Raw genomic sequence first — 26,526 nt, 5'->3', positions numbered from 1 at the left:
TTTAATAAACTTCTGGTCTTACCTCCCCCTTTAGATCAAACCAAGAAAAGATGATGGGTCATTAGATTGTCTCAACCAGTGACGAATATCCCATAAAACGGCCGTTTTAGCGATACTTGTAAGTAATATGCAAGATCTGTATATAGTGGGTCCCGAATTGCCGTCTCACAAATCAAACTGGTATTTTGATTAATAAGATGAGTTGGTGATACAGTTGAGCCGCTTTACTTCCAAAGCGTATCTACAAGCGTTTATAACAGGGCGGAGACAAGAGAGTAGGAGTAGGAACACCTGACAGAGGAGAACTATTCCTATGAGGCGAGAGCGTCACGGAGCTTCATGCCTAGACCCATGGTTTCTCAACGGTGAAGACTCTGCCGGCCGCCATGGAATTGGAAACCACAGGATACAAAGAAGGGAAGCAGACTGATAAGAAAACCTACGTTTACCAGGAGGGAGGCCACTTCCTTGCCTTCGAAGCCAACCAATAGCCGGTGAGAAATAGCGGAGTATTACCAGGGAAAGTGGCCATGCACGGCCTGTGTGATTTCTTATTATTTAATTCTATAGTTTGAGGAGCAGTTAGTCCCACAGCTTGTGGGACTAACTACACTAAGTCAATGCTACCTATCTGACTTAACTCTTCCTGCCTCCAAATACCTGGAGGCGTGCAGCGACCGTTTCCAAGTCAGCAATTACCTCCTGCGGGTCAGGCAGCGTGCCATACACGAGGGAACGGAATTCCTGCTGGTAGGCAGTCTCTAAAGAACTCCAAACTCCCTTTACATCGGCGAACAGCAGGCAGGCATCCAGCGGATGCGCGGCCCAATCCCCTTGAAACTCGCTGTTGCGGGCATCATCAGCCTGCACGGCCTTGATCATCTGGAAGAAGTCCTCGCTGTGCAGAAAGGCGGCCACTGCAGGTGCTTTCAGCATGGCGTGCAGGTCGTATACATGGCGAATCTTGTTGCCTAATTCATCTACCGGGTTTTCGGCATAAGAGGCCCGCACCAGGACCAGCACTTGCTCTGTGAAGGTGCGCTCCAAGCTCTCTACATTTACCTCAAAAGGCTCTAGCCCGTACTGGCGGATCATGTCCAGCAACCCGCGCTGGGCCATAAACTGGCTGATGTAGGTCTTGATTTGCATGCGCTGGTGTGGATTAGAGCTGGCAAAGGAGTTGATCTCGACCAGAACCTTGTCAGTTGCCTGGCCATAGTCTCCCTGCACGGAGGCACCGTAGTCGTGCAGCGTTTTGCGGAGCGGGAGCCCTTGCTGGTTCGGTGCGGGTCCTCCACTTCCGCCATATCTCGGGTGATCTCCTTTGAGATTTTGCGGATCAGCTGCATGACCTTGCTGTTAGTCATGCCTTCGTCGGCGTTGATGGCTAGGTCGATGTCCTCTGAAAAGCACTCAATTAAGTTGTAGGCCTTTGATAGCGAGGTGCCGCCCTTGAAGATGACCTGCTCCACGTAGGGGGAGTGGGGCAGTCGGTTGATCACCCCTTGCTTGGTCAGGCGGCTAAGCGCCGCTGCCAAAGCCTCCAGTTGGTGGTCATTTATTTGAAAGTAGGCGTAAGTCAGCAGCTGACCGGGTTGGGTCTGTTCAATTCTTTCCCGGACTTGCTGCATAATGCTCATCACTTCCTTTCTAAGATGTGCACTGGTTTAGCCTAATGGTTCTATAAAGATAGTAGCTTGCTTATCATATGTCGAGTTTTATTGTTATTAAACTTGACATATGATATAGATTGAGGAACACTAAAAGGAGCTTCTTAAATCATCCATAACGCTTTTCAGGCTTACCATCGCCGCTTGTAAAAAGGCTATCTCACCACCTAATGCTTCACTATATGAGAAAACAAATCCGATAGCTAATAATGCCGATGGCAACTTTAAGCAGACAATAGAACTGAAAGTAAAGGGGATGACCTGCGCGGGCTGTGAGGCGCAGGTGAACCAAATGAAAGGCAAGGTGCCGGGAGTGCTAGCACCGCAAGGAAGGACAGACGCCCACAGATGCCTGTCAGTACTTCTATGCTTGTGTAAAGTGCAAGAAACTTCTAAAACCAAGGTCAGGGAACTGTTGCATGTACTGCTTCTACGGCACAGTTCCTTGTCCGCCTATTCAGTAAAAAAGGAGCTGTTGCTAGATTGCTTATAGTGCAAAGCCAGTGGAATTTGCAGCATAGAACCCTCTAAGTGTAGATTAGCCCCGGCTAGCTCTTAATCTTTTTTAGCAAGGATCATCTTAAAGGCGTAAACTAACGTAACATTGCATTAGCCCTTTCAAAGGATTAGTATAAGATAACTTTTGACATTTGCAACGCCATTGCATTGATTTTTTTATTACTTTTGCACTGAATGAGATTTATACTCTCCATATTAATTCTGCTCTTGCTCGCACTTTCCCTTAAACCGTGCATGGATAGGGGCAATGTGCAGGCTAGCGCACAACAAACAGTGGCTCTGTCTGACACGCACCAAGATCATGAGGGTGAGCGCACAGATGAGTGCACCCCATTCTGCGCCTGCCATTGTTGCCATACTCATTTTCAGTTACAAAATGTAGAACTAGCTGAGTATGCGTCTTCACAGTATCTTGCACAAACAGTTGATTTGTACAAGAATAGTTTTGTTTCCTCCCTTTTCTATTCCATCTGGCAACCGCCAAAGGTAGCCTAACCAGTACCCCTCTTCCTTGTGGACACACCCGTACATTACCGGCACCGGTCTGTACGTGCCCTTCTGTTCCCATTCATGTCTTCGAATTCAGAAAGTAATAACCCGACAGGAGTATTTTAATACATTTTGCTTATCGGCATTGAAAAAAACAAGAAAGAGAAAAGCCAACAAAAGAAAGAAACCAAGGCAGAGAAAAAGGCAATATGCTTGGCGGAACCGGCAACCTAAGTGGCGGAGACGGCTGATAATGGCCCTCTTGATTGCCGCTACCCTTTTGGGTGTTTTAGCTGTCATAGCCAAGGCTTACCATTTCTTCTCCGCCCACCTGAAATAACTTAACAGAGTTTTGATTAAAAAATATAATTATGCTTGACCGCATTATACATTTTTCCATCTACAACAAGCTGATCATCGGTATCTTCACCCTTGCGCTTGTTGTCTGGGGCGGCTATTCCGTCACGCAGCTGCCCATCGATGCCGTACCCGACATCACCAACAACCAGGTGCAGGTCATTACCACCAGCCCCTCGCTTGCCGCACAGGAAGTGGAGCGGCTCATCAGCTTCCCGGTGGAGCAGACCATGTCCACCATCGCCGATATTGAGGAGGTGCGCTCCATCTCCCGCTTCGGGCTCTCGGTGGTGACCATTGTCTTCGAAGACAACGTGGACATTTACTGGGCACGCCAGCAGGTAAGCGAACGGCTCGTGGAGGCCAAAAACATCATACCGGACGCCATAGGCAGCCCGGAAATGGCCCCCATCTCCACAGGCCTGGGGGAAATATACCAGTACGTGGTGCATCCCAAGCCCGGCTATGAGGAGCAGTATGACGCGATGGAGCTGCGTACCATCCAGGACTGGATCATCAGGCGGCAGCTGCTCGGAACGCCTGGCGTGGCGGAGGTTAACAGCTTCGGGGGCTTTGTGAAGCAGTACGAAGTGGCCATTGACCCTGCCAGGCTCCGCAGCTATAACCTGAGCATCAGCGACATATTGGCTGCGATGGAGCGCAACAACCAGAACACGGGTGGGGCCTACATCGACAAAAAACCCAACGCCTACTTTATCCGCAGCGAGGGGCTTATCAGCAGCCTGGATGAGATCGAGAAGGTCGTGGTCACTAACACTGCCAACGGAACCCCTGTGCTTATCTCTGACATTGCCCAGGTACGCTTCGGCAGCGCTAACCGCTACGGCGCCCTGACGGACGCCACAGGGGAAGCGGTGGGCGGCATTGTGATGCTACTCAAGGGCGAGAACACCAACCAGGTGGTGGACCGGGTCAAAGAGCGGCTCGAACAGATAAAAAAATCGTTACCAGAGGGCGTGGAGATCCAGGCATTCCTGGACCGAAGCGAGCTGATTGGGCGTGCCATCGGTACCGTAGAGAAAAACCTGATTGAAGGGGCGTTAATCGTGATTTTCGTGCTGGTGCTCTTCCTGGGAAACTTCCGCGCAGGGTTGGTGGTGGCCTCTGTCATTCCGCTGGCCATGCTCTTTGCCATCATCATGATGAACCTGTTCGGCGTTACGGGTAACCTGATGAGCCTGGGGGCCATTGATTTCGGGTTGATTGTAGACGGGGCTGTCATCATTGTAGAGGCCACGATGCATCATTTGGGACTGCGCGGCAAAGGCAGGCTGACGCAGGCGCAAATGGATGAAGAGGTGTACGATTCGGCGCGGAAGATCCGCTCGGCCGCTGCTTTTGGCGAGATCATCATTTTGATCGTGTACCTGCCGATCCTTGCGCTGGTAGGGATAGAGGGCAAGATGTTTAGGCCCATGGCCCTGACGGTCTCCTTTGCCATACTCGGGGCCTTCATCCTCTCGCTTACCTACGTGCCGATGATGTCGGCGCTGCTGCTGAGCAAGAACATTACGCATAAGCGCACTATCTCTGACCGTATGATGGACTTCTTCCAGCGGCTGTATCGCCCCGTAATCAGGGGTGCCCTGAGGTTTAAGGCGCTGGTGCTTGTTTCTGCGTTCGCCTTGTTTGCCCTGAGCCTGGTGCTTTTTTCCCGCATGGGCAGCGAGTTTATCCCAACCCTGGAGGAGGGCGATTTCGCCCTGGAGACCAGGCTGCTGACCGGGAGCTCTTTGTCAGAGACCATTGAAAAAGTAACCCTGGCTTCCCGTATCCTGAAAGAGCAGTTTCCAGAGGTAAAAGATGTGATCAGTAAAATTGGTGCGGCAGAGATACCGACAGACCCCATGCCGATGGAGTCCGCCGACGTGACCATTACCTTAAAAGATAAGGAGGAATGGACCAGTGCTGAGACACGGGAGGAGCTGGCCAACAAAATGACCGAGGCGCTGGAGGCCATCCCCGGCGTCACGTTCGGCGTCTCGCAGCCCATTCAGCTGCGCTCCAACGAGCTGATCTCCGGGGTGCGCCAGGACGTGGGCATCAAAATCTTCGGAGAGGATCTGCAGGAACTGACCAGGCTGTCCCAAGAAGTTGGCGGCATCGTGTCCACCGTGCAGGGGGCTGAGGACCTGTACCTGGAGCAAGTCTCCGGCCTGCCGCAGATCGTGGTGGACATCAACCGGGACCAGGTCGCCAGGTTCGGCTTGGACGTGGAGACGGTGAACCAGGCCATCAACGCGGCCTTCGCCGGCCAAAGCGCGGGGATGGTATACGAGGGCGACCGCCGCTTTGACCTGGTCGTGCGGCTCACGCAGGAGGAGCGGCAGGACATCGCTGACGTGCGGCAGCTCTTCGTGACGGCACCGAGTGGCGCACAGGTGCCCCTGGAGCAAGTTGCAGACATTGCGTTTCGGCAGGGACCTAACCAGATACAGCGCGAGGACGCCAAGCGGCGCATCATCGTGGGCTTCAATGTGAGGGGGCGGGATGTTGCCAGCGTGGTAGAGGAGGTGCAGCAGAAAATAGATCAGCAGGTGCAGCTTCCCACGGGCTACTTTGTGACCTATGGGGGGCAGTTTGAGAACCTGCAGGAAGCCAATAAGCGGCTCTCGGTGGCTGTTCCGGCTGCCTTGGCGTTGATTTTCCTGCTGCTTTTCTTCACGTTTGGCTCCGTGCGCCACTCGCTGCTCATCTTCACGGCTATTCCGCTTTCGGCCATCGGGGGCGTGCTGGCTCTGTGGCTGCGGGATATGCCCTTTAGCATATCGGCCGGTGTGGGCTTCATTGCCCTATTCGGTGTGGCGGTGCTCAACGGCATTGTGCTCATCGCTGAATTCAACAGGCAGCGCAAGGAGCACAATAGCCTGAGCCTGCGGGATGTGGTGCTTAACGGCACCTCCGTGCGACTTCGCCCCGTGCTGATGACGGCCGCAGTGGCCTCCCTGGGCTTTCTGCCGATGGCGCTCTCCAACACAGCCGGGGCAGAGGTGCAGAAACCACTGGCCACGGTAGTGATCGGAGGGCTTATCACCTCCACGATGCTGACGCTGGTGGTGCTGCCCGTGCTCTACATTCTTATCGAGGGTTACTTCTCCCGCAGAAATCAACGCAAAGCGAGCGGAAGCGGATTCCCAGTGACTACTATAGTGACGGTTATAGCCACGGTTGCCCTGCTTATGGGCAAGGCGCCGCAGGCACAGGCCCAGCAGCAGTCAGTATCCCAGCAGCAGCCAGTTGAAGTGTACACGCTGGAGGAGGCCGTTGCCAAGGCAATTAAACGGAACCCCTCCGTAGAGGCCGCCAGGCTTGGCGTCAAAAGGAGCCAGTCGCTCAAAGGGGCATCCTGGGACATCAACAGGACGCAGCTGCAGTACTCTACGGGTAAGCTGAAGACTGGGGAGTATGACAGCGAGGCTTCGGTGTCGCAGACATTTGCCTTCCCGACGGTTTATGCCAAGCAGGCAAAGCTGGCCGAGGAGCTCACCCAGGCAAGCAGGATCGGCCTGACCCAGCGCCAGCGGGAAGTCGTACGCGACGTGAGGCTCAACTACTATGGGCAGGTCTACGCGCGCTCTCGACTTGACCTGCTCACCTATCAGGATAGCCTGTACACGGCTTTCCTCCGGGCCGCCCAGGTCAGGCTCCGGACCGGCGAGACCAATCTGCTGGAGCAGGTGACGGCCGAGACGCAGCTGTCGGAGGTGCGCAACAGCGTCTTTCAGGCGGAGGCCGACAGAGCCGTGTTCCAGGAGCGCCTGCAGGCATTGCTGGCAACCGACACGCTGGTTGCCACGGCAGACACGGCCCTGAACCGCTTGCCTCTGCCGAGCGTCACCGAGGAAATGCTGGAGCAGAATCCGCGGCTCCGCCTGGCCCGCCAACAGGTCGAGGTGCGGCAGGCGGAAACCAAATTGGAGCGGGCAAGGCTCCTGCCGGACCTTCAGTTGGGCTACACGAACCGGAACATTGCCGGGAACCATGGGGAAAGGGGGGTAGAGGAGTTCGAGCCGGCCCAGGAAGTGTCCGTCGGCGTGGCCATCCCGCTTTGGCCAAAGCCGCAGAAGAGCCGTATAGAGGCGGCTAGGATACAGGCAGACGCAGCCAGGATGAACCTACAGGACACGCGCAACGAGTTGCGGGCTGATGTAGCGGCCGCGCTTCAACAGGCGCTGAAGCTGCAGGGCAGCCTGGATTATTACGGGCAGACAGCACTGCCACAGGCAGAGCTGATCATCAACCAGGCTACTAAAGCCTATCGCGCAGGGGAGATTAACTACCAGGACTACATTCTTAGCCTGAACAGGGCATTGGCTATCAGGACCAATTACCTGGATGCCCTCTACCTGTACGACAAGGCCGTCATCGAGCTGAACTTCCTGCTAGAAAACCAATAATAAAACTTTAAAGCTGAATTTGTCCAACATGAAAAGGATTTTGAACATACATGTATTTTTTATCACAGGCTTACTGTTTTTCTCCTCGTGCAATGAGGAAACTGCCCCTGCCCAGGAAGAAGACCAGGAGCAGGAAGCTGGCCATGGTGAAGAGGAAAACCCCAACGTGGCGGAGTTGACCGCGGAGCAGTACCGGGTGGCAGGCATTGCGCTGGGCAAGCCGGAAATGCGCAACCTCAGCAGAGGCCTCGCTGTGACGGGGCAATTGGAAGTACCCCCTCAGAGTACGGCCTCGGTGAGCGCTCCTATGGGGGGGTTCGTCAAGGGGACCAGCCTGCTGGAAGGGGAGCGCGTGAAGAAAGGGCAGCTGATCGCCAGGATTGAAAACCCTGATTTTGTAACCCTGCAACAGGATTACCTGGAGGCAAAAAGCAGGTTAGGCTTCATGGAGCAGGAATACCAAAGGCAGAAGGAACTGGCGAAAGAGCAAGTAACGGCCGCCAAGACCTTCCAGCAGACAACAGCCGAATACAGCGGCCTGCAGGCACGTGTGCAGGCATTGGAGGAAAAACTAAGGATTATCGGAGTCAATCCAAGTTCCCTAAGAGCAGGCGGTATTAGCCGTATACTCCCCATATACGCCCCCATTGATGGGTATGTCACTTTCATAAACGCAAGTGTCGGGCAGTACGTCGCCCCCACGGACGTGTTGTTTCGGATAGCGGATACAGATAAAATGCTTGTGGAGCTTACTGTATTTGAAAAAGATGTAGCTGCATTAAAAGTTGGGCAGCCTGTCCGGTACGCATTGCCAAATGAGCAGGAAGCGCAGCGTGTGGCTACCATTCGCCTGATTGGCAAAGAGATAAGCCCGGAGCGTACGATTCAGGTACTGGCTCAGATGAAAGAGCAGGACAAGGAGTTGACTCCGGGAATGTTTGTGAAGGCCAATGTCGAACTGAACGGGCAGCAGGTGTTAGCCTTACCGGAGGCAGCTGTAGTTCAGGATGCCGGGAATGACTATATCTTCCTCTTCACAGGAGAAGAGAAAGAAGGTGGGGCAGTCATGAAGCGATTCAGGATGGTACCAGTAGAAAAAGGTGTCGCAGAGAGCGGTTTTGTGCAGGTGGCGCTTCCTGCCGGTGTGGATACTGCCTCAGCAAATTTCGTCACCAAGGGAGCCTATTCGCTGCTATCGAAGATGCGAAATTCAGAGGAAGAAGGCGGACATCATTAAACCTATAGTAGGCAAGCAAAGGGGGCTAAGCGCTCCGTTTCCGTGCCGTTTTCACTTTCAGGAAGCGAGCATGGTGGAGAATTAGCCGCAAGGGCTCCTTCCATGGTCGTGAATAAGCCGTTCCTATCCCACGTAGGTAACCGAATGAGCTTGTAGAGAGAGCTTCTTCACCATGTAGTATGTGGAGGAATGAGTATAAAGTCAAAAATACTTTGGATAACGGCATGGATGGCAATTGCTATGGCATCCATACACCCGATCCTGCTTTCTGTAGGCAGTATAGAGGCGTCACATAAGGAGAAATCCTGGCTGGGAGAAGTTGCCCTGATACTTCAAGGCAACTTCTCTTTTCAAGAGTTAGAGCGATACATACTCTGGCTGCTGATTGGGCTGCTTATAGCAGTCTTCATACTGCGGGTAATAGCTGGTAACAAAAAGCTCTTGGCACTAAGGGAACTCCGGGTTATAAGGCATATGAAGGGCCTCTTCAGGGAAGGAGAAAACCAGGCTGTTGCCTTAGTGCCAAGGCTGCTGGGAGCTCCTAGGCAGCCAAAGCTCGGATCCAGCCCAGAACTAGCAGTAGCCAGCACAATGGCAGGCTTGATGAACACGCAAGGGGGGTATCTCTTTATCGGCGTGGACAAGGACGGCAGCTGTACCGGACTGGAAGAAGATTATAAGGTTTTGGGGAAGCCAGGCCGGGAGGATTTTCATCAACACCTCCTGCAGGTAGTGGGAACCATACTAGACCCTAGCTGCTGTGCACGATTAAAGGTAAGCTTCCATGCAATGGAGGGCAAAGACATTTGCCGTATACAGGTAAAACGCGCCTTCTCGCCTGTCTACGTGCACGTTGGTGAACATGCGCACTTTTATATCCGGGAGGGCGGGTGCACCCGTGAACTAGAGGTAACCGAGGTCCTGGAGTATATTGAAAGGATGAGCTAGGAAGCCCTCTCAAAGTATAGTGTTACGCAAAACATAGCATCTTAAACAGAAGAATTATGAACAGTGAGGACAGCCAGAATAAAGCGATAGAGACGGATTTCAAGCCGCTGGAAATCACCTCCCCGAGAACAGCGGAAGCTCCCGGCCCGAATGTGGGGGCCGAGTGCTGCTCCGTGGACGGAAAGACAAAAGTTAAAGGAGCCGAAGAACACGAAGACGCAGCAGCAGAAGCCCAATCATCCTACATTCCCACAGCGCTTAGCCTTATCCTGCTATTGGGCGGCATCCTGCTGGACAACCTCGATATGCCCTGGTTTACGGGTTATCTGCGATTCGTAGTTTATGCTACTGCCTATGTGCTGGTGGGCTGGCGCGTGGTGTGGCACGCCATCAAGAGCCTTCGGAGCAGTTTCTTCAACGAGTTCTTCTTGATGAGCATGGCCACCCTGGGGGCTTTTTACATTGGGGAATATGCTGAGGGCGTGGCCGTGATGCTCTTCTACGTGATTGGAGAGCACTTCCAGGAGGCGGCCGTGCTGCGCTCCCGCCGCTCCATCAAGGCGCTGATCGACAACCGGCCTGATGAAGTAGGGCTGGTGACTGAGAAGGGGATAATTAACGTGAAGGCAAAAGAAGTGCAGGTGGGCGACGTGGTGCAGGTAAAGGCCGGCGAGAAAGTGGCCCTTGACGGGGAGCTGCTCTCCGAACGCTCCTCCTTCAACACCGCTGCCCTCACCGGCGAGTCGAAGCCTGACACGAAAGCAAAGGGGGAGACGGTGTTGGCCGGTATGATCAACCTAGACCGGGTGATAGAGCTTCGGGTAACTTCTGCCTACGAGAACAGTGCCCTGTCAAAGATCCTGAAACTGGTGGAGGAGGCTGGCAGCCGCAAGGCCAAAACGCAGCAGTTCATCACCCGGTTCGCCAAAGTCTACACGCCCATCGTGTTCTTCCTGGCCGTGGGCCTTGTCCTCATCCCATACTTTTTCGTGGAAGCCTATGACTTTAACCAATGGCTGTACCGGGCCCTAATCTTCCTGGTGATCTCCTGCCCCTGCGCACTGGTGATTTCTATCCCGTTAGGCTACTTTGGAGGCATTGGGGCAGCCTCGCGCAACGGTTTGCTGTTTAAAGGCTCTAACTTTCTGGACCTGATGACGCAGGTAGATACGGTGGTCATGGACAAGACCGGCACTTTGACAGAGGGGGTGTTTAAGGTACAGCAGGTGGAGACGGTTTTGGATGACAAATCCTGGTTCCTGACGGCCGTGGCTGCCCTGGAGAGCAAGTCCACGCATCCAATCGCGCAGGCCATTATGGCCGAGGCAGGGCAGGCATATGAACAGCACCGTGTGGAGCAGGTGGAGGAGATATCCGGGCATGGGCTGAAAGGTAAGGTAGACGGAAAGGAGCTGCTGGTGGGAAATACCAGGTTGCTGGAGAAGTTTCATGTTGCTTTTGACCCGAGCCTGAAGGAGATCGTGGAAACGATCGTGGTAGTGGCTGTGGGCGGAGCTTACGTCGGCTATATCACCATCGCCGACAAAGTTAAGGAGGATGCGCCGCTGGCTGTAAGAAGGATGCGGGAGCTAGGGGTGAAAAGGCTGGTGATGCTCTCTGGCGACAAGAACTCGATTGTGCAGAAAGTGGCGGGCGAGCTGAAGCTGGACGAGGCACACGGCGGGCTGCTGCCGCAGGACAAGGTGAGCAAAGTGGAAGAGTTGAAAGCACAGGGCAGAACAGTTGCCTTTGTGGGGGACGGCATCAACGATGCGCCGGTGATCACGCTGGCTGACGTGGGCATGGCCATGGGCGGGCTGGGCTCGGATGCGGCCATTGAGACGGCTGACGTGGTCATCCAAACTGATCATCCTTCCAAGATTGCCACGGCCATCAATATCGGCAAAAAAACCAAGCAGGTGGTTTGGCAGAACATAGCGCTGGCTTTCGGAGTCAAGGCTATCGTGCTGATCCTGGGAGCCGGCGGACTGGCCACCATGTGGGAGGCGGTGTTCGCCGATGTGGGGGTAGCCTTACTGGCTATACTGAACGCGGTGCGGATACAGCGGATGAAGTTTAAATAATCCACAACAATTACATCTCGTATATGGCTCTGTTACGAACGTATCATGTTTGCTGAAGAACGCTTCCTGGAGTGGAAGTTCGGGGCAACTTACCTGAACTGGGCGCAGAAGACACCCGCCCTCGTACCATCATTCCGGCTTTACAGGTCAACCTTTATCCCCCTCTCTGTCAAGTCTGTCTAAGGCGCGATTGCCCCGGGTTGCTGAATACCGTGATTGGCTTTGCTTACGTGGAGATGTGGCGGCAGTATTTCATCACAAGACGGCTTGGCCTAAGCCATGGGAGCTGCGGGCTCTCTTCTTTGCGGCTGTACTGGCCCTAACTTTAAGGACCCTAAAGCACCGTACATCCTGGCTGGAAAAGAGCGGGCGCTCTTAGCTCCATCGGTGTGCTACCTGGTTACCTACAGGTAGTAATCTACAAAAAGGTATTTACGTAGGCTATACACAACACCTAAGACTAATGGAAAAGCTTAAAATAGAAATTCCCCTCCTTCTTCCTGAAGTGCCGGATGAAAAAGACCGCTGTGTGCGTGAGCTAATGGACCGGCTGCAGGGCCGGGAAGGCATAGAAAGCGTGCATGTCTCCACCAGGCAGGAGGACGGCGTGCCGCAGCTCTGCTTTCACTACAACCCGGAGGAGATCTCCATGGCCCGCATCGAGGCACTGGCCAGGCAAACGGGGGCTTCACTGACCGAAAAAGTTGGGCATAGTCTCCTCGCTGTGGACGGAATTCGCCATGTGCGCCACGCCCGTCACCTGGAGCAGGCTTTACGGCTGTCAGAGGGGGTGCTCCAGGCTTCGGTTGCCCCTTCAGGCATGGTACGGCTGGAGTTTGACAGGTCCAGCACCAATGAAGCTGAAATAAACGTGGTGCTAAGGAGAGAAGGCCTCAGTATAGCGAATACTGCTGTAAGTACACAAGACGATGCCAGCCAAACCGTGGAGCGTGTAGCGGGGGCAGAAGCAGCAGAGCACGAAAGGTTGAAAAAGAAAGTGGAGCCAGACAGCGACCACACGCACGAGCATGGGGGAATCTTTGGCAGGAACACCGAGCTGTTCTTTTCCATCATCTGTGGGGCGCTGTTAGGTATGGGCTTCGGCTTGAGCTTTGTGGAGGGTGTAGCGGATTGGGTAAGCCTCTCACTCTACGTAGGGGCCTATTTTTTTGGGGGCTTTTTCACCGCCAAAGAAGCAATTGAAGAAATAAGCAGAAAAAACTTCGAGATAGACTTCCTGATGCTGGTGGCAGCTATCGGGGCCGCTATTCTGGGAGAATGGGCCGAGGGGGCGCTGCTGCTGTTCCTCTTCAGCATGGGGCACGCCCTGGAGCATTATGCCATGAACAAAGCCCGCAAGTCCATTGCAGCGCTGGCGGAACTGGCGCCCAAAACAGCCTTGCTCAAACGGAATGGCAAAACCGAAGAGGTGGGCATCGAGACCCTACGCCTTGGCGATGTGATCGTGGTGAAGCCTAACAGCAAGATCTCGGCGGACGGTGTCGTGGTCAAAGGGGGCAGCAGCGTGAACCAGGCGCCTATTACGGGCGAGAGTGTGCCCGTGGACAAGCTACCGGTAGAAGACCCGGAGCTGGACTTTGGCCCGGACAGCGAGATCAGGGCCGAAAGCCGTGTGTTCTCCGGGACTATCAACGGAAATAATACTTTGGAGATAAAAGTGCTCAAAGAAGCAAAGGATTCCACTTTATCGCGCCTGGTGCAGCTGGTGAACGAGGCCCAAACCCAAAAGTCCCCCACCCAGCGCTTTACCGATAAATTTGAGAAGTACTTCGTGCCCTCCGTGCTCCTGCTGGTGGTGCTGCTGAACTTTGCCTTTTTGGTGGTCGACGAGCCGTTCAGAGAAAGCTTTTACAGGGCTATGGCCGTGTTGGTGGCTGCCAGCCCCTGTGCCCTGGCCATTTCCACGCCAAGCGCTGTACTGAGCGGCGTGGCGCGGGCCGCCCGCGGTGGTGTGCTCATTAAAGGAGGCCGCCCTTTAGAAGACTTGGGTGTGCTCACCGCGCTGGCCTTCGACAAAACCGGCACACTGACGGAAGGCAAACCAAAGCTCACGCACGTCATTCCAATCAATAACATGCAGGAGCATGATCTCCTGAAAAAAGCCGTCGCCGTGGAGGCGCTGAGTAACCATCCGCTGGCGAAGGCTATCGTTAGGGACGGAGAGGAAAGGCTGAGAGACATACCTGTTCCCAATGCGGAGGATCTGGAGGCTGTACTGGGGAAAGGCATCAAGGCCTCCCTTGAGGGGAACAAGATTTATATTGGTAACCTGGAGCTCTTCGAAGAACTGGATGCCGTGAAGCCTGGACAGGATCTGATAGACAAAGTACAGACTTTGGAGGCAGAAGGCAACACCACCATGCTGGTGCGCGAAAATGACCGCTACATTGGTATACTGGCCTTGATGGACACACCGCGTGCAGCGGCAAAAGCCACCTTAGAAGAGCTGAAGAAGATAGGTATCAAGCGGATGATCATGCTCACGGGCGACAACCAGAAAGTGGCGGAAGCGGTGGCCAAACAAATCGGTCTCACTGATGCATGGGGAAGCCTGTTGCCCGAAGAGAAAGTGGAGGCCATTAAGAAACTGCGGCAACAGGAAAGCAAGGTGGCCATGGTAGGGGACGGGGTAAATGATGCCCCGGCCATGGCCAACAGCACTGTCGGCGTAGCCATGGGAGCTGCGGGTTCGGACGTGGCCCTGGAAACGGCCGACATTGCCCTGATGTCCGACAAGCTGGAGAACCTGCCCTTTGCCATCGGGCTGAGCCGAAAGTCCAGGAGCATCATCAAGCAGAATCTCTGGGTAAGCCTGGGTATCGTTGCAGTGCTGATCCCTTCCACCATATTGGGGCTTGCCAACATCGGCGTAGCCGTATTAATACATGAGGGCTCTACTTTGTTGGTGGTGTTCAATGCACTAAGGCTGCTGGCGTACAAGAAAAAATAGGCAATGTCAATAACAAATAAAGTACCTGTTGGCTTGCTGCTCAGCAAGACGAAGTACGAGTTATTGGCTATCGTGGCTTACTCTTTTGCAATAGGAATTATTGATCACTATTCATATCTGGAGGGAATGACCCTCCCGTTGACAATTCCGACATTACTGGGTACGGCTTTATCCCTGTTACTGGCATTCAGGATCAATCAATCGTACGACCGGTGGTGGGAGGCAAGAACTGTGTGGGGAGCCATTGTCAACGATTCCCGCACACTCATAAGGCAGCTGCAAACTTTTGTGTCTCCCCAAGGCAGTACGGTCATCTCCTTTGCGAAGCGACAGGCAGCCTGGTGCTATGCTTTAGGAGAAAGCCTGAGAAGGCTTCCGTTCTCTGATAAGGTAAAGCAGTATGCTGAAGATTATGAAAACCATACTAACATCCCAAATGCGCTCCTGTTAAAGCATTCCGAGGAAGTCAGAATGCTTTATCTGGATGGGCAGCTAAACCCATTTCAGCAGATTCAGATTGACAGCACTATTGCAAGTCTATGCGACTCCATGGGGAAATGCGAGCGTATCAAAAACACTGTTTTCCCTGGAAATTATAGTATGCTGCTGCATTTTCTGATCTACATCTTTGCCACGCTGCTGCCCCTTGGCCTTAGCGACTATTCTATTGCGATGGAAGTAATGCTTACTACCCTCTTTGCGGGAATATTTCTGCTTATAGAAAGAACGTCCATATTCATGCAGGACCCTTTTGAGAACATGCCTACAGACACACCTGTTACAGCGTTGGCAAACACGATTGAGATAAACCTGATGCAAATGGTTGCGTGCGAACCACCAAAGTTTGCACCTGCTACAACTTATTATCAACTCTGAAAATTCACCAACAGAACTGGTAGTATAAGTTAACTGTCCGCACTTTGCAACTGGAAGAACCTATTGAAAGTATGTGTCAGGGTAAAATCAGGGGCAGTATCCTGAATACCGCAATAAAGCTGAATTCAACATAGGCAACTTAAAAGCTGTATAGGTTGCTGTCAGTAATGTAAATGAAGTAAACAAGTATCAACCTTTAAACTATGGCAGAAAAAAAGAGCAACAGCACAAAAGTAGCTTTCTTCCTGAATCTTTCCTTTACGGTGCTGGAGCTTGCCGGTGGTCTGATCTCCGGCAGTATCGCCATCATCGCGGACTCCCTGCATGACTTTGCAGATAGTATAGCACTCGGCTTGGGGTGGTACTTTGAGCGAAAGTCAGAAAATGAGTCGAACAACGAGCGCTACACCTACGGCTATAAGCGCTTCTCTTTGCTGAGCGCCCTCATCAACGCTCTTGTGCTGATGTTGGGAGCTATTTATATCTTTTACGAGGGCATCAAACGCATTATGAGCCCCCAGATGCCTGATGTGAACTGGATGATTGGGATAGCCGTACTGGGGATGGTAATGAACGGCATTGGCGCATGGAGATTAAAATCCGGCAGGTCACTCAACAAAAAAGTGCTGACAATCCACCTGCTGGAGGACACGGTGGGGTGGCTGGCAGTATTCATAGTCAGCATTATTCTGTTCTTCTGGGACATTCCCATACTTGACCCCATCTTGGCGATCGTCATTAACCTGGCTGTGCTAATTTATATTTCTGTTAAGCTCGTAGACGTAGTCAAAATATTTCTACAGCGGGTGCCGGAAGGGGTAAACGTGCCCCTGCTGAAGCAAAAGATATTGTGCCTAGACGGAGTGGAGCGCGTGAACCATTTCCATGTTTGGGGACTAACAGAGGAAAAGAAAGTGGTGACTGTGCATGTGAAGACAAAGGAGCTGGGTATTACGGAGCAAAGCATCCTGAAAGGCGAAATTTATAACGTGTTTAAAGATATGGATACCGAGCACGTCACCATTGATCTGCAAGACTTTTCCGCCTACCTGGATCATCTTTTCAAAGAGCAAAAGGGCAGACTGAACGTGCTGGACAAGAATACCCAAAAATTAGCTTTACAATACGCGGAAGAATTTTACAACAATGGGAACACCAAAGAGGAGGCCCTTGAAAGGGGCATTAGCAGAGCTGAAATGAGTCTTCGAAAGCTTTAAAGAGGTTCAACATCACTTAGGTTTGCCTTAGTTGCAGAAGTTTTACTTGTCGTTATCAATGAGAAGAGAATCGGTACCCCAGCCCCAGTCTTATTCTGTCTCGAATTATTTGCGAAGATGCTTGTCTGCTTCCTTTGTTCAGCGGGTTGCGATTGAGGCACCTCCAACACCCTTTTCCTGCGGCTCTATCTTGGCTAAAATGGTTGTGGACAAGTAACCGCTTCCTCCGTCCTGCACCACATACCATCCCATATCTTTCAAATTTTGTTCAATGTAACGGTTCAGCAGGCCATGGGCCACCAGCACAACTTCCGGCTTCTCATCAGTTGCCTTAGCTAACACTTGAGCAGCCTTCCGTGCCCGTTTTCGGGCATCAGCGAAACTCTCGGCTCCTTGCCGGTCGATGCCCAGCATCCATTTGATACGGGCCGTGGTGGTCCAAAAATTAATGGACATGCTCATGTTGGGGCTGTGCTTGCCCATAGAAGTTTCAAATTCCCGAAAGGCGGGAGAAACAGTCATTTCCCTGTCTGCCCCGAAAATATATTGTGCTGTTGCCTTGGCGCGATTAATAGAGCTGGCGAAGACAGCGATGTCATCCGGGTTCTCCACTTTTAAAAAGGGAGTATCCGGCACCACTATCCCCACGCTGTCATAGTCCTGAACGAACTGCCTGGCCTGGTTATAAGAAAATTTACCTGTTTTCAGCAAGGCAGGCTCCCCGTGGCGAACCAGCGCTATTTGCCGAAGGCTGCTGTTTGCAGGCAGCTCCACTTCCTCCTCCTCCAGGAAACGCAACTCCTGAGCTACCGGCACACCCTTTGCGGCAACATAGGTAGCCGTAGCCCCGATCTCCTTATATTTATCTTCCAGGTTTTCAATGGCTGGCTGGTGCCCGTGATTTCCTTTCGCGTGTACTGATATTGCTGAAAGTAACACTACAACTAAAGTAAAAATAAAGCTTATTATTCTTTTCATAATTTTTTGGTAATTAAAATGCGGTAAATAATACAACCATGCTTCGCGACGAAAGAAGCTCCTGGAATTGAAGCTTGCTAACAGCCTACTGGGTTTTATTATTAAGTTTTTTAAGGCAGATACGTTAACCGTCTTAAACGTTCAAACTTTCAAAGAATAAGGAAGTTAAAGTGGTACTAACGTAGCTTTTAGCATTGTCCGTTCCTTACACTAATTAAAGCAACTTTCCTGCCAAAAATAGCCTGGGTAAGCCAATGGGTAGCAGTACATTTAGGCTGAACAAAGTCTACTACTGTAGCCTATAACTCACACCTCTGCGCCCTATGTTATGCCTGAAGATGACCTTCGCCTTTTTTGTCCATGCTGAGGCAAAGAGCTGCCTGCTCTACATCTAAATAGGAAGAAGAGTAGGTTGTAGAGGGGCCATCAATGTAAAGCGGTGTTTTATTTTTTATTGACTTGATAATAGGTTGAGCAAGATCCAATGGCAGAGCAGGGCACCCCTGGCTACGCCCCAGGCGGCCGTTGACCTTGATTCCGTCGGCGTTTGCATAAGCCGCCCCATGCACGACAATATATCTTTGCAGGGCGTTGGTGTTGAACCCCGCATCAAGCCCCTCTAATTTCAAAGAATTACCATTCTTACCTTCATAAGTGCCTCGGGTAAGATAAAAGCCGAGGCTGCTCTGGAAGGAACCGGGTGTGTTCGAGAAAGTAGTGGCGAATTCGCCACCACTGCCCTGGCCGTGGGACACCCAGGTATTGTATACTACCTTATTCGCTTGCAGATCAATAACCCACAGGCGACGGTTCTTGCTTGACTGGTTAAAATCTATGATGGTAATCAGTGGTTTGTCTGGTGAAACAAGGTTAGCGGACATCATATTGTGGTAACCCGTTACTGCTTCCCGAAATGTTTCGAGTGAAAGCCCCGATTGTGCTAAACCAGCTGCCTGGTAACTGCTCTCAACATATTGCTCAAAAGTCTGTAAAGGGGAGGCATCTGCTTTGTAAGTATTAACAGGAACGTACCCTGTGGTCTTGCTCACTTTAGATGCTGCCTTAACTGAGGTCGGCTCACTGCCTTTGAGGATAAAGCCCATGCTAAAGTAAACAACAAGGGCAGCTAAAATAAAACTTACGGATCGGATGAAATATTTTCTTTGCATAATGGTTCTTTAATAACAGAACAAGCAGAACTGCAACGTTTGTTCCACTTTCCAACTTTCCTGAAAAGCTGTGTGATAATTTACTAGCATATATGTGCGCCTTTTATGTTTTTAACACAGGAGTTGGGTTGGTGAATAAGGTTTGGCGGTAGAGCAATGGTAATGGTTGCAGGATTCGAAGGCATAGCTATCATTTTGGTTGCGGTTAAACTATTTGTGTCAACGGAGGGTATGATGTTCTTAGTAGCAGTAAACCGGGACTCCGTGTGGGAGGCGACCATGTGGCGCACTTGGCAGAATGCTGTTTTAGTTAGACCAAGTCCTGACATAGAGAATAGCCTACGCTGGAGTGGAAAGAGCAAAAGGACAGAAACAACAAAGCGATAAACTATGAAATATGATGTAACGGTGATCGGGTCAGGCCCTGGGGGTTATGTGGCCGCTATCCGCTGTGCCCAGCTGGGAATGAAGACAGCCCTGATAGAGAAATACAGCGCGCTTGGTGGAACCTGCCTTAACGTTGGCTGTATACCCTCCAAAGCACTTCTGGATAGCTCGGAGCGTTTCTATGATGCGAAGCACAAGTTTGGAATGCACGGCATTGGGCTGGATAACCTGCGGGTGGACTTCGGGGAGATGGTTGCCCATAAGGCCGACGTGGTGCAAAAGACAGTAGATGGAGTAGCCTACCTGATGAAAAAGAACAAGGTGGATGTTATTCAGGGGGTTGCCAGCTTCATAAACCCCAGCAAGCTGCAGGTAAAGGGGGAGGGTGCACCTGTGGAAGTGGACACGGCGAAAGTAATCATTGCCACCGGCTCTAAGCCTTCCTCCCTGCCGTTCATCCAACTAGACAAGAAGCGGGTGATTACCTCCACCGAGGCCCTTTCCTTAAAGGAGATACCCAAGTCCCTGATTATTATAGGGGCAGGCGTCATCGGAGCAGAGCTCGGTTCTGTTTACGCAAGGCTGGGGTCAAAGGTGGATGTTGTGGAGTTTGCTGATGCCGTCATCCCGAGCATGGACCGGACTATGGGAAAGGAGCTGCAGCGCGCACTGTCCAAAACGGGCATCGAGTTCCACCTGCAGCACAAGGTCAAATCCGTGATGGCAGACGCGGACAGGGTGTTGGTGCAGGCCGAGAACGCAGCAGGAGGCCAGTTAGAACTGGAGGGGGACATTTGCCTGGTAGCCGTAGGTAGAAAGCCTTACACCAGCGGCTTGAATCTGGAAGCAGCCGGGGTAGCGTTAGATGACAAAGGAAGAATTGTAGTGGACGGGAACCTGGAGACAACCGCAAAGGGAGTATACGCTATCGGAGATGTGATACCAGGCCCTATGCTGGCCCACAAGGCTTCAGAGGAGGGAGTCTTTGTGGCGGAGCTGTTGGCCGGGCAGAAGCCGCAGCTTAATCCGCTGCTTATCCCGAACGTGGTCTACACCTGGCCGGAGGTGGCCAGCGTGGGCTACACCGAAGAGGAACTTAAGGCAGCAGGCAGGGCGTATAAGTCTGGTTCCTTCCCCTTCCGCGCCAACGCCAGGGCACGTATGAACAACGACCTGGAGGGCCTTATAAAAGTGTTGGCTGACAAGGATACGGATGAAGTGCTGGGGGTTCATATGATAGGTCCCCGCGTAGGGGACATCATTGGAGAGGCCGTGACGGCCATGGCCTTCAGGGCGGCGGCAGAGGACATCGCCAGGCTCTCTCACGCGCACCCTACTTTTTATGAGTCTGTGAAAGAAGCCAGTTTGGCCGTGGACAACAGAGCCATGCACTCTTGAGCAGGCACAGGATCTTAGGCAGCATGTGCTTCCTCCTTTACCTGACAGGAACGCGGCCCCAGTTGTAATGTGAACCCGTAAAGTACAAATCCAGTATAGAGGCTAACCCCCTTTGCTATATTGCGATAAATGACTACCTACAGGTGCTACTGTACGCAGCTATGCCTGCTCTCGGAAACTTTTTCGGGGGCGTACTGGCGGAAATATTTACAGTGTCGGAGAAAATCCTGAGCCTAGCCTTGCATACAGCCGCAGGCATCGTGCTGTCCGTAATCGGCTTGGAGCTGATGCCGCAAGCCCTGGCCGCAGAGCAACCCTTTATTCCGGTGCTGGCGTTTGTGGCGGGGAGCGTATTTTTTGTCTTTCTGGACCAGGGCATAGGTTATGTGCAGAGCAGGTTTGGCGGGGAAAGCAAAAAGGGCATGAGTGCGGCCTGGGCCATCTATATCGGCGTAGCCATTGACCTGTTCAGCGACGGCATTATGATTGGTACGGGCTCGACTGTGGCCGCAAGCCTGGGACTACTGCTGGCCATTGGGCAGGTCCCGGCAGACATTCCGGAAGGCTTTGCCACCATCGCCACCTTCAAATCAAAGGGGGTGAAGAGAGGCACGCGCCTGCTGCTCTCTGCCTCTTTCGCCATTCCTATCTTCTTGGGGGCGACTGTGGGATTCTGGGGCGTAAAAGACAGTAAGGAAGTGGTAAAGTTGAGTCTTTTGGCTTTTGTGGCGGGCATCCTGCTGACGGTCTCTATTGAAGAGATGCTGACAGAGGCTCATGACAGGCCGGAATCTAAATGGGCGGCGTTCGCGCTGGCAGGAGGTTTTGCCTTGTTTACGTTACTTGCAGTTTATTTGGAAGAATAGCACCTAACAGGGGCGAATGTGGTGTTTGAGATAGCGCTTCACCTGCTGGCAAATGCGTGCTACCCTCTGGGCATATACAGGATAACGATTTGAAGAGACAGTGCTCTTCCCATGGCGTTTCTTCCTGTTTTGAAACAGTTTCAGAAATAAATTTCAGGATTAAAATTTTCTGTACAGGATTCTCCGACGAGAGCACCAGTTAAGTTACCAAATGCCCGTGCCTCGCATAAACCTATACATTCCTATCCAGATTTCAGGAAGGACTTTACAAGTTCCAATTACGTAAGGTGCTTGTAGACCTAAGATAGGAATAATTAGGGTGCTGAGGCGCCGCAGTTGTCATGTTTATTTGATAGGGCTCGTACTATCTATATTCCAGGACGAGACCGTCCGGCATCTCCAAAATCACCCTTTCTAGTATTTACATGTCCGTGTGGTCGAAAAAGGTACCTATGGAGTAAGAACAGTACAGCATAGAACAACGCACAAAAATTGATTTAACCGGACCGGAAGTGCACTTGTATGAATGGCCGCAGGTAAAAGTGTACGTTTGAGTAGTTAAGCCCGAAGAGCCACGCCAGCAGCGCAAGAGCAGGGGGCTTGGCAAGGTGACACAATGCGGATCCTACACGCAAGGGTGGCTCAGCTCGCAGGCCTTATGCAACGCTTTTCTGCGTTTTCAACAGTATCTGCGAAGTCAAAACCAAAATTGGAAGTTCAATCAAAGGCCCAATGACCAGGGATAGGGCTATCCTTGGTTCGGACGAAAAAGCAGATACGGCAATGGCTAATGCAATAGGTGAATTTCTTGCCATGGTGGTCAATGTAAGGCTTACTCTGTCTGCGTAGCTGAACCCTAGGGACCTGCTTACAATTTGCCCGACTAAAAACATGACAGCGAAAAACACCAGTACCGGAATAAGCAGCTGGTAGATGACTGCCGGATTGTCGATCAGGTTTTTGCCTTCCGAAGCAAACATGGCGACAACTGCCAGTGCGAGAAACAGCACCTGTGATTTTTCAAAAAAAACGGTAAAACGCTCTCCTGAAGCACTGCTTTTGCCCACCATTTTTTTGGTGATAAAAGCCAAAGCAAACGGAACCAAAAGCACCAACAGAATACTCTCTACAATGGAGCTTGGCTCTACATCCCCGGATTTGCCAAAAAAGAGCAACAAATATACGGGCAGTAAAACTACCTGCAGTATCAGGTTAACAGGAAGTATAGCGGTAGATAAGGATACATTTCCTTTCGCGGCACCGGTAAAGACAAGGTACCAGTCTGTACACGGCGTTACCGTCAGCATGACAAAGCCCATCCAGATAGCAAGTTCGTTACCTAGAAACAGGTAACCCAAAAAATACGCAAAAAGGGGTGTCCAGATAAAATTGATGGCAATACTGGCCAGGGAGAACCTTACATTAAGAAAAGAGCTTTTAAGCTCGCTGAGATTCATAGTCAGAAAAAGCCCGTAGAGCATGACCATCAGTAGCGGGACGATAAACCCGGCGGCAATACCCGACAAAAACTCTAAGTGCCCCAATAACAGCCCTAAAGCCACTGCCAATAAAATGACGAATGTCTGAAATTTGTTGATTTTATCCATTTAACTTCTTTACAGTACTTTTCTGGTGCTGGCTGATCTCTTTCGCTTTTTGATTTCTCCAATTTAAAAACACAATAATGGCAAGCACAAGAACCTGTGCCGAGACAGATTGCAAATTCGGATATATACCCAACAGATCTATTCGGGGTAGGCTGTCAATAGGTGTGATGGGGACATAGCCCGCCTCCTGAAACGCCATCACTCCCTTACCGGCCAAAACGACCGCTAACACCGCTATCATGTAAGAAGCCATTTTGAAGATTTTTCCGAGCGGCAATTTCTTTGTGTATTTCAAGAAAACAAAAGCGATAATGGCCATTATCACAACCGAAGTAAACAGCGCCCATGTGATGGCAGAGACTGCCACGTCGGGGTTGTTCATCTTCAACGATGAAAGAAACAAAACCACTTCAAACGCTTCCCTGAATACCACGATGAAGGAGAAGACGAACAAGCCGGCCCAGTTTCCTGTTTCAGATATCCGGTTTATTTTATTTTTTATAAAGGCCGTCCACTTGGATACTTCAGAATGAGAATGAAGCCAAACACCTGCATAGAGCAACACCAGGACAGCCAGGATAGCACCGGCGCCCTCCATCAGTTCCCTTGAGGCTCCGCTCAAATTGATGAGCCTATCCACAAAGAGCCAACCTGCAAACCCGATCAGTACAGCCGAAACCCAGCCTGAGTGTACGGCTACAACTGCTTTTCTAACCTGCAAAGGTCTTAAAACACTCAAAATAATCAAGATAATCAGCAGGGCCTCTAGCGCCTCTCTTATCAAAATAGATAAAGCCGAACCATAAATGAATGCAAAGGAGTAATCCCTTTCTGCCAAAACGCTTTTGGCAGAACTTATTTCTTCTCTCAGTTTGTTGTAATAGCTTTCTACACTCGATTTGTCGTTGTTTTGAAGTGCTTTTCTGTAAGCAATCATATCCCGCTCCATATCTCTTACCAGTGCAGGCGAGGAGGCATTCAGCATATTTTCGACAAGTTCGATGCCCTCGAGGTAAGAAGTCAAAGCATGTTTCTCCGCTTGTTTGTTATCGCCTTCCTGGAAAACACTATAAGAAATATTAAGGTTCTCCATTGCTACGTCCAAAGGGTTCGGCCTTTCAGGTTCGTAATGGCGGACCTGTCCAACTGTTGTATTGTTTGAAAACTTAACTAAAAAGTTCTGCAATTCTTCATCGTTCCATTTGCTGATGCTGTCCAGCTGTAAATTGCTCGGGAGTTTTGCTTTTGAGTTGTCCTTGTCGTGTTTCAGAGATAAAACATAGAAGGACAAATTCCATATTTCATCTTCTGAAAGATGGTCATAGGAAGCCATTCCTGTGCCTTCGATTCCTAATTTGATGACATTGTACGCTTGAAGTGGCGACAACTCTGCTTCGTGGAAATTGGCCGGGGCAGGGTCAAGACCTTTGCCCGCAACACCGTCACCCAAGCCTTTCTCTCCGTGGCAGGATGTGCAGTTTGCCTGATATAAAACCGCACCGCTTTTTAAAGAAGGATAGCGACTAGGCGTAATTTTCAAAATTCCCAGGTCAAGAATTTTGTTTTTGGAACTCAAAGCAATGGCAGATATGGCTTCTTTGTCCTTTTTGTCTAAGACAGCTTGATGCAGTTCTTGCAGGGGGGCTGTAAGGCCGTTGAACTTGTCATTGTTGATGAGGGGAGTTAGTTCCCTTTGCAGTGCGATACTTTTTTCGGCAAAATCGGTCATTTCTGCAAATTCAGACTCATTTATCACTCTGCCATCCTCAACCGCTGCCGGATAGTCTTTTGAGATATAGTCTAAGAGTGTAACTAATGTCCTTAAGTCCTTATCTTTTTCTATGGTTTGCGAAAAGCAGCTGAATGACCATAGTGAAAATAATAAAAGGCAAATCTTATTTTTATTCATATTAATTCTAAATAACGGCAAAGGTACCAAATTCATCCTAAAGGGGAGGTGTGAAGAACGTTTTTTAGGGATAGCGCTAACCAGGGGCAACGAATAAATAGATATTCGAAGTAATATGAAGACATGTAAGCAATTCCCGCTCCTGCCAAAGCACCAAAACCAGACCCTTCGATCCCAAGACGCGGGGCGGGTTTCTCTTAACCAAAATTTTCATAAATAAAGTGGGAGTTTCAGAGGGTATTATTTCATGTCCCTGTACCCCCTCTTCTACTCAATGGGGAGCGCGGTTTCCACAGCAGAGCCTTTATACCCATGCGCAAAAGGTGGCTCAGCTCGCTAAAACGCAGCGAAAAAAAGCCGTTTTAGGAAAGTGTGGGTAAAGGCTTCCTATCTATCTGCCCAGGGCACTGCCGGAATACCGCTCCTCCACTTTGTTCCATGCTCTGCTCCTGGTATAGCTAAAAAGTGACTACGTTATTACAACGGGAACTCGGGAATGAGCCAGTGTTCTGGCAGGGTTAAATCGTGTGTTTTTGTGGTCGAGAAGGGTGAAGGCGATCAGGCCTGAGAAGATGTTGACAAGGGCGCTGAGCAGATTTCTGTGGCGGATGTGGTCGATGTCGCAGACGCTCATGAGGATATCGTTAGTCGCCTCTATGCTTCCTCTCTTCATCAGGTTGAGCATGTCTGAGAGGATAAGGAGCATGTCTTTCATGTTCCTCCTTGCCTTAGCCACCTAGTGCAGCCCCCTTCCAACAGCTCCTCGAACAGGGAGGAGAGGTAGTCCGTGTCCCCGTAGCGCTTTCCCTGCAGCCCATCGAATAGTTGCCTCAGCACCCGGTAGTTGTTGCCGCCACGTTGGCTGGGGTGAGGAGGAAGCGGGCCAGCTGCCCTTGTGCTGGTTTATGACCAGGTGCAGCTTAATCCCGCAGAACAAGCCGGTGGAGCCTTTTCCCCTTAAGGCTATCCCCTCGAAGCCTTGTGGGAGTGAATGCGGAGGTTATCGCAGAGAGGCTGCAGCGGCACTGGGCCAGCAGGAAAGAACGGTAAGCTGGCGCTGAGCGCGGTCTGCAACAAGCTAGTGAAACAGGCTTTTGCCATTGTTAAATCAGGTATGCCCTATCATGCTGACTTTGCTAATATTATGGCCGCCAGAGCTTGGCTATTACACAGTTCATGTTAATTAGGTAATTCCTGGATTTTGTTCTATTATATAACTCAAGTTGCGATTATAAACGATGAAGCCATCCAGGTATGTTAAAGGATAAAGAGACCAAACTCTACTCCTTTCTTACCATGAATGACTTCACCATAGCAATTTACTGTTTCATTGATGATTATCTACAAGTGGCAGGTCAGGCACCTGCCTCCAAACGCAAACTAAACGATGCGGAGGTGATCACCACGGCACTGGTGGCGGCCCGTT

General features: G+C 51.2%; 15 protein-coding genes and 4 pseudogenes. 12 read left to right on the top strand and 7 right to left on the bottom strand.

Annotated elements, in window-relative coordinates:
- Nucleotides 1-636 precede the first annotated feature (636 nt).
- Nucleotides 637-1,230, bottom strand: a complete 594-nt coding sequence (locus ACFQ2O_RS06500; protein WP_377524267.1) for a nucleotidyl transferase AbiEii/AbiGii toxin family protein — start codon at nucleotides 1,228-1,230, stop codon at nucleotides 637-639.
- Nucleotides 1,231-1,322: 92 nt separating this feature from the next.
- Nucleotides 1,323-1,631: pseudogene (locus tag ACFQ2O_RS06495) on the bottom strand (nucleotidyl transferase AbiEii/AbiGii toxin family protein); the annotation flags it as partial.
- Nucleotides 1,632-2,002: 371 nt separating this feature from the next.
- Between ACFQ2O_RS06495 and ACFQ2O_RS06490 the strand changes: the two are divergent.
- From ACFQ2O_RS06490 to ACFQ2O_RS06450, 9 genes and pseudogenes are all read left to right on the top strand, one after another.
- Nucleotides 2,003-2,134: pseudogene (locus ACFQ2O_RS06490) on the top strand (GDCCVxC domain-containing (seleno)protein); the annotation flags it as partial.
- Between the two features lie 229 nt (nucleotides 2,135-2,363).
- Entirely contained in the window at nucleotides 2,364-2,684 is a 321-nt protein-coding gene (locus ACFQ2O_RS06485) for a DUF6660 family protein (RefSeq protein ID WP_377524264.1), read from the top strand.
- A gap of 365 nt (nucleotides 2,685-3,049) precedes the next feature.
- Complete coding sequence (locus ACFQ2O_RS06480; RefSeq protein ID WP_377524261.1) at nucleotides 3,050-7,453, top strand: CusA/CzcA family heavy metal efflux RND transporter; 4,404 nt, start codon at nucleotides 3,050-3,052, stop codon at nucleotides 7,451-7,453.
- A 28-nt stretch (nucleotides 7,454-7,481) separates the two neighbouring features.
- Nucleotides 7,482-8,690: an efflux RND transporter periplasmic adaptor subunit gene (locus tag ACFQ2O_RS06475; RefSeq protein ID WP_377524258.1), complete on the top strand. Its 1,209-nt coding sequence runs from the start codon at nucleotides 7,482-7,484 to the stop codon at nucleotides 8,688-8,690.
- Nucleotides 8,691-8,930: 240 nt separating this feature from the next.
- On the top strand, nucleotides 8,931-9,638 hold the full coding sequence (locus ACFQ2O_RS06470) for an AlbA family DNA-binding domain-containing protein (RefSeq protein WP_377524255.1): 708 nt from the start codon (nucleotides 8,931-8,933) through the stop codon (nucleotides 9,636-9,638).
- A gap of 56 nt (nucleotides 9,639-9,694) precedes the next feature.
- On the top strand, nucleotides 9,695-11,722 hold the full coding sequence (locus ACFQ2O_RS06465) for a heavy metal translocating P-type ATPase (protein ID WP_377524252.1): 2,028 nt from the start codon (nucleotides 9,695-9,697) through the stop codon (nucleotides 11,720-11,722).
- Between the two features lie 463 nt (nucleotides 11,723-12,185).
- The gene (locus ACFQ2O_RS06460; RefSeq protein WP_377524245.1) at nucleotides 12,186-14,693 is read left to right on the top strand and encodes a heavy metal translocating P-type ATPase; all 2,508 of its coding nucleotides are present in this window, start codon (nucleotides 12,186-12,188) and stop codon (nucleotides 14,691-14,693) included.
- A 3-nt stretch (nucleotides 14,694-14,696) separates the two neighbouring features.
- A complete protein-coding gene (locus tag ACFQ2O_RS06455; protein WP_377524241.1) occupies nucleotides 14,697-15,569 on the top strand; it encodes a bestrophin family protein in 873 nt (290 codons plus the stop codon).
- A 203-nt stretch (nucleotides 15,570-15,772) separates the two neighbouring features.
- Complete coding sequence (locus tag ACFQ2O_RS06450) at nucleotides 15,773-16,786, top strand: cation diffusion facilitator family transporter (protein WP_377524238.1); 1,014 nt, start codon at nucleotides 15,773-15,775, stop codon at nucleotides 16,784-16,786.
- Between the two features lie 138 nt (nucleotides 16,787-16,924).
- On the opposite strand, the gene ACFQ2O_RS06445 is transcribed toward ACFQ2O_RS06450, so the two are convergent.
- Both ACFQ2O_RS06445 and ACFQ2O_RS06440 read right to left on the bottom strand, forming a co-directional pair.
- Nucleotides 16,925-17,764, bottom strand: coding sequence for a histidine phosphatase family protein (locus ACFQ2O_RS06445; RefSeq protein WP_377524236.1), 840 nt, complete (start codon nucleotides 17,762-17,764; stop codon nucleotides 16,925-16,927).
- Between the two features lie 326 nt (nucleotides 17,765-18,090).
- Complete coding sequence (locus tag ACFQ2O_RS06440) at nucleotides 18,091-18,933, bottom strand: murein L,D-transpeptidase catalytic domain family protein (RefSeq protein WP_377524232.1); 843 nt, start codon at nucleotides 18,931-18,933, stop codon at nucleotides 18,091-18,093.
- Between the two features lie 390 nt (nucleotides 18,934-19,323).
- Between ACFQ2O_RS06440 and lpdA the strand changes: the two genes are divergently transcribed.
- Both lpdA and ACFQ2O_RS06430 read left to right on the top strand, forming a co-directional pair.
- Nucleotides 19,324-20,718, top strand: a complete 1,395-nt coding sequence (gene lpdA / locus ACFQ2O_RS06435; RefSeq protein ID WP_377524229.1) for a dihydrolipoyl dehydrogenase — start codon at nucleotides 19,324-19,326, stop codon at nucleotides 20,716-20,718.
- A 161-nt stretch (nucleotides 20,719-20,879) separates the two neighbouring features.
- On the top strand, nucleotides 20,880-21,584 hold the full coding sequence (locus ACFQ2O_RS06430) for a ZIP family metal transporter (RefSeq protein ID WP_377524226.1): 705 nt from the start codon (nucleotides 20,880-20,882) through the stop codon (nucleotides 21,582-21,584).
- A 656-nt stretch (nucleotides 21,585-22,240) separates the two neighbouring features.
- On the opposite strand, the gene ACFQ2O_RS06425 is transcribed toward ACFQ2O_RS06430, so the two are convergent.
- The 3 genes and pseudogenes from ACFQ2O_RS06425 to ACFQ2O_RS22695 all read right to left on the bottom strand — a co-directional run.
- Nucleotides 22,241-23,191, bottom strand: coding sequence for an arsenic resistance protein (locus ACFQ2O_RS06425; protein WP_377524223.1), 951 nt, complete (start codon nucleotides 23,189-23,191; stop codon nucleotides 22,241-22,243).
- Nucleotides 23,184-25,100 carry an FTR1 family protein gene (locus ACFQ2O_RS06420; RefSeq protein WP_377524220.1) on the bottom strand — a complete coding sequence of 639 codons (1,917 nt, stop codon included), beginning with the start codon at nucleotides 25,098-25,100 and terminating at the stop codon, nucleotides 23,184-23,186. Before ACFQ2O_RS06420 ends, ACFQ2O_RS06425 begins: the two co-directional genes overlap by 8 nt.
- A gap of 469 nt (nucleotides 25,101-25,569) precedes the next feature.
- Nucleotides 25,570-26,114 (bottom strand): annotated as a pseudogene (locus tag ACFQ2O_RS22695) (transposase); the annotation flags it as partial.
- Nucleotides 26,115-26,396: 282 nt separating this feature from the next.
- Between ACFQ2O_RS22695 and ACFQ2O_RS22690 the strand changes: the two are divergent.
- Nucleotides 26,397-26,526: pseudogene (locus ACFQ2O_RS22690) on the top strand (IS982 family transposase); the annotation flags it as partial.

The organism is Pontibacter rugosus (genome assembly GCF_042678745.1).
Taxonomy (GTDB): domain Bacteria; phylum Bacteroidota; class Bacteroidia; order Cytophagales; family Hymenobacteraceae; genus Pontibacter; species Pontibacter rugosus.
The sequence above is the reverse complement of the archived record's forward strand: the minus strand, read 5'-3'. Positions and strand labels throughout refer to the sequence as shown.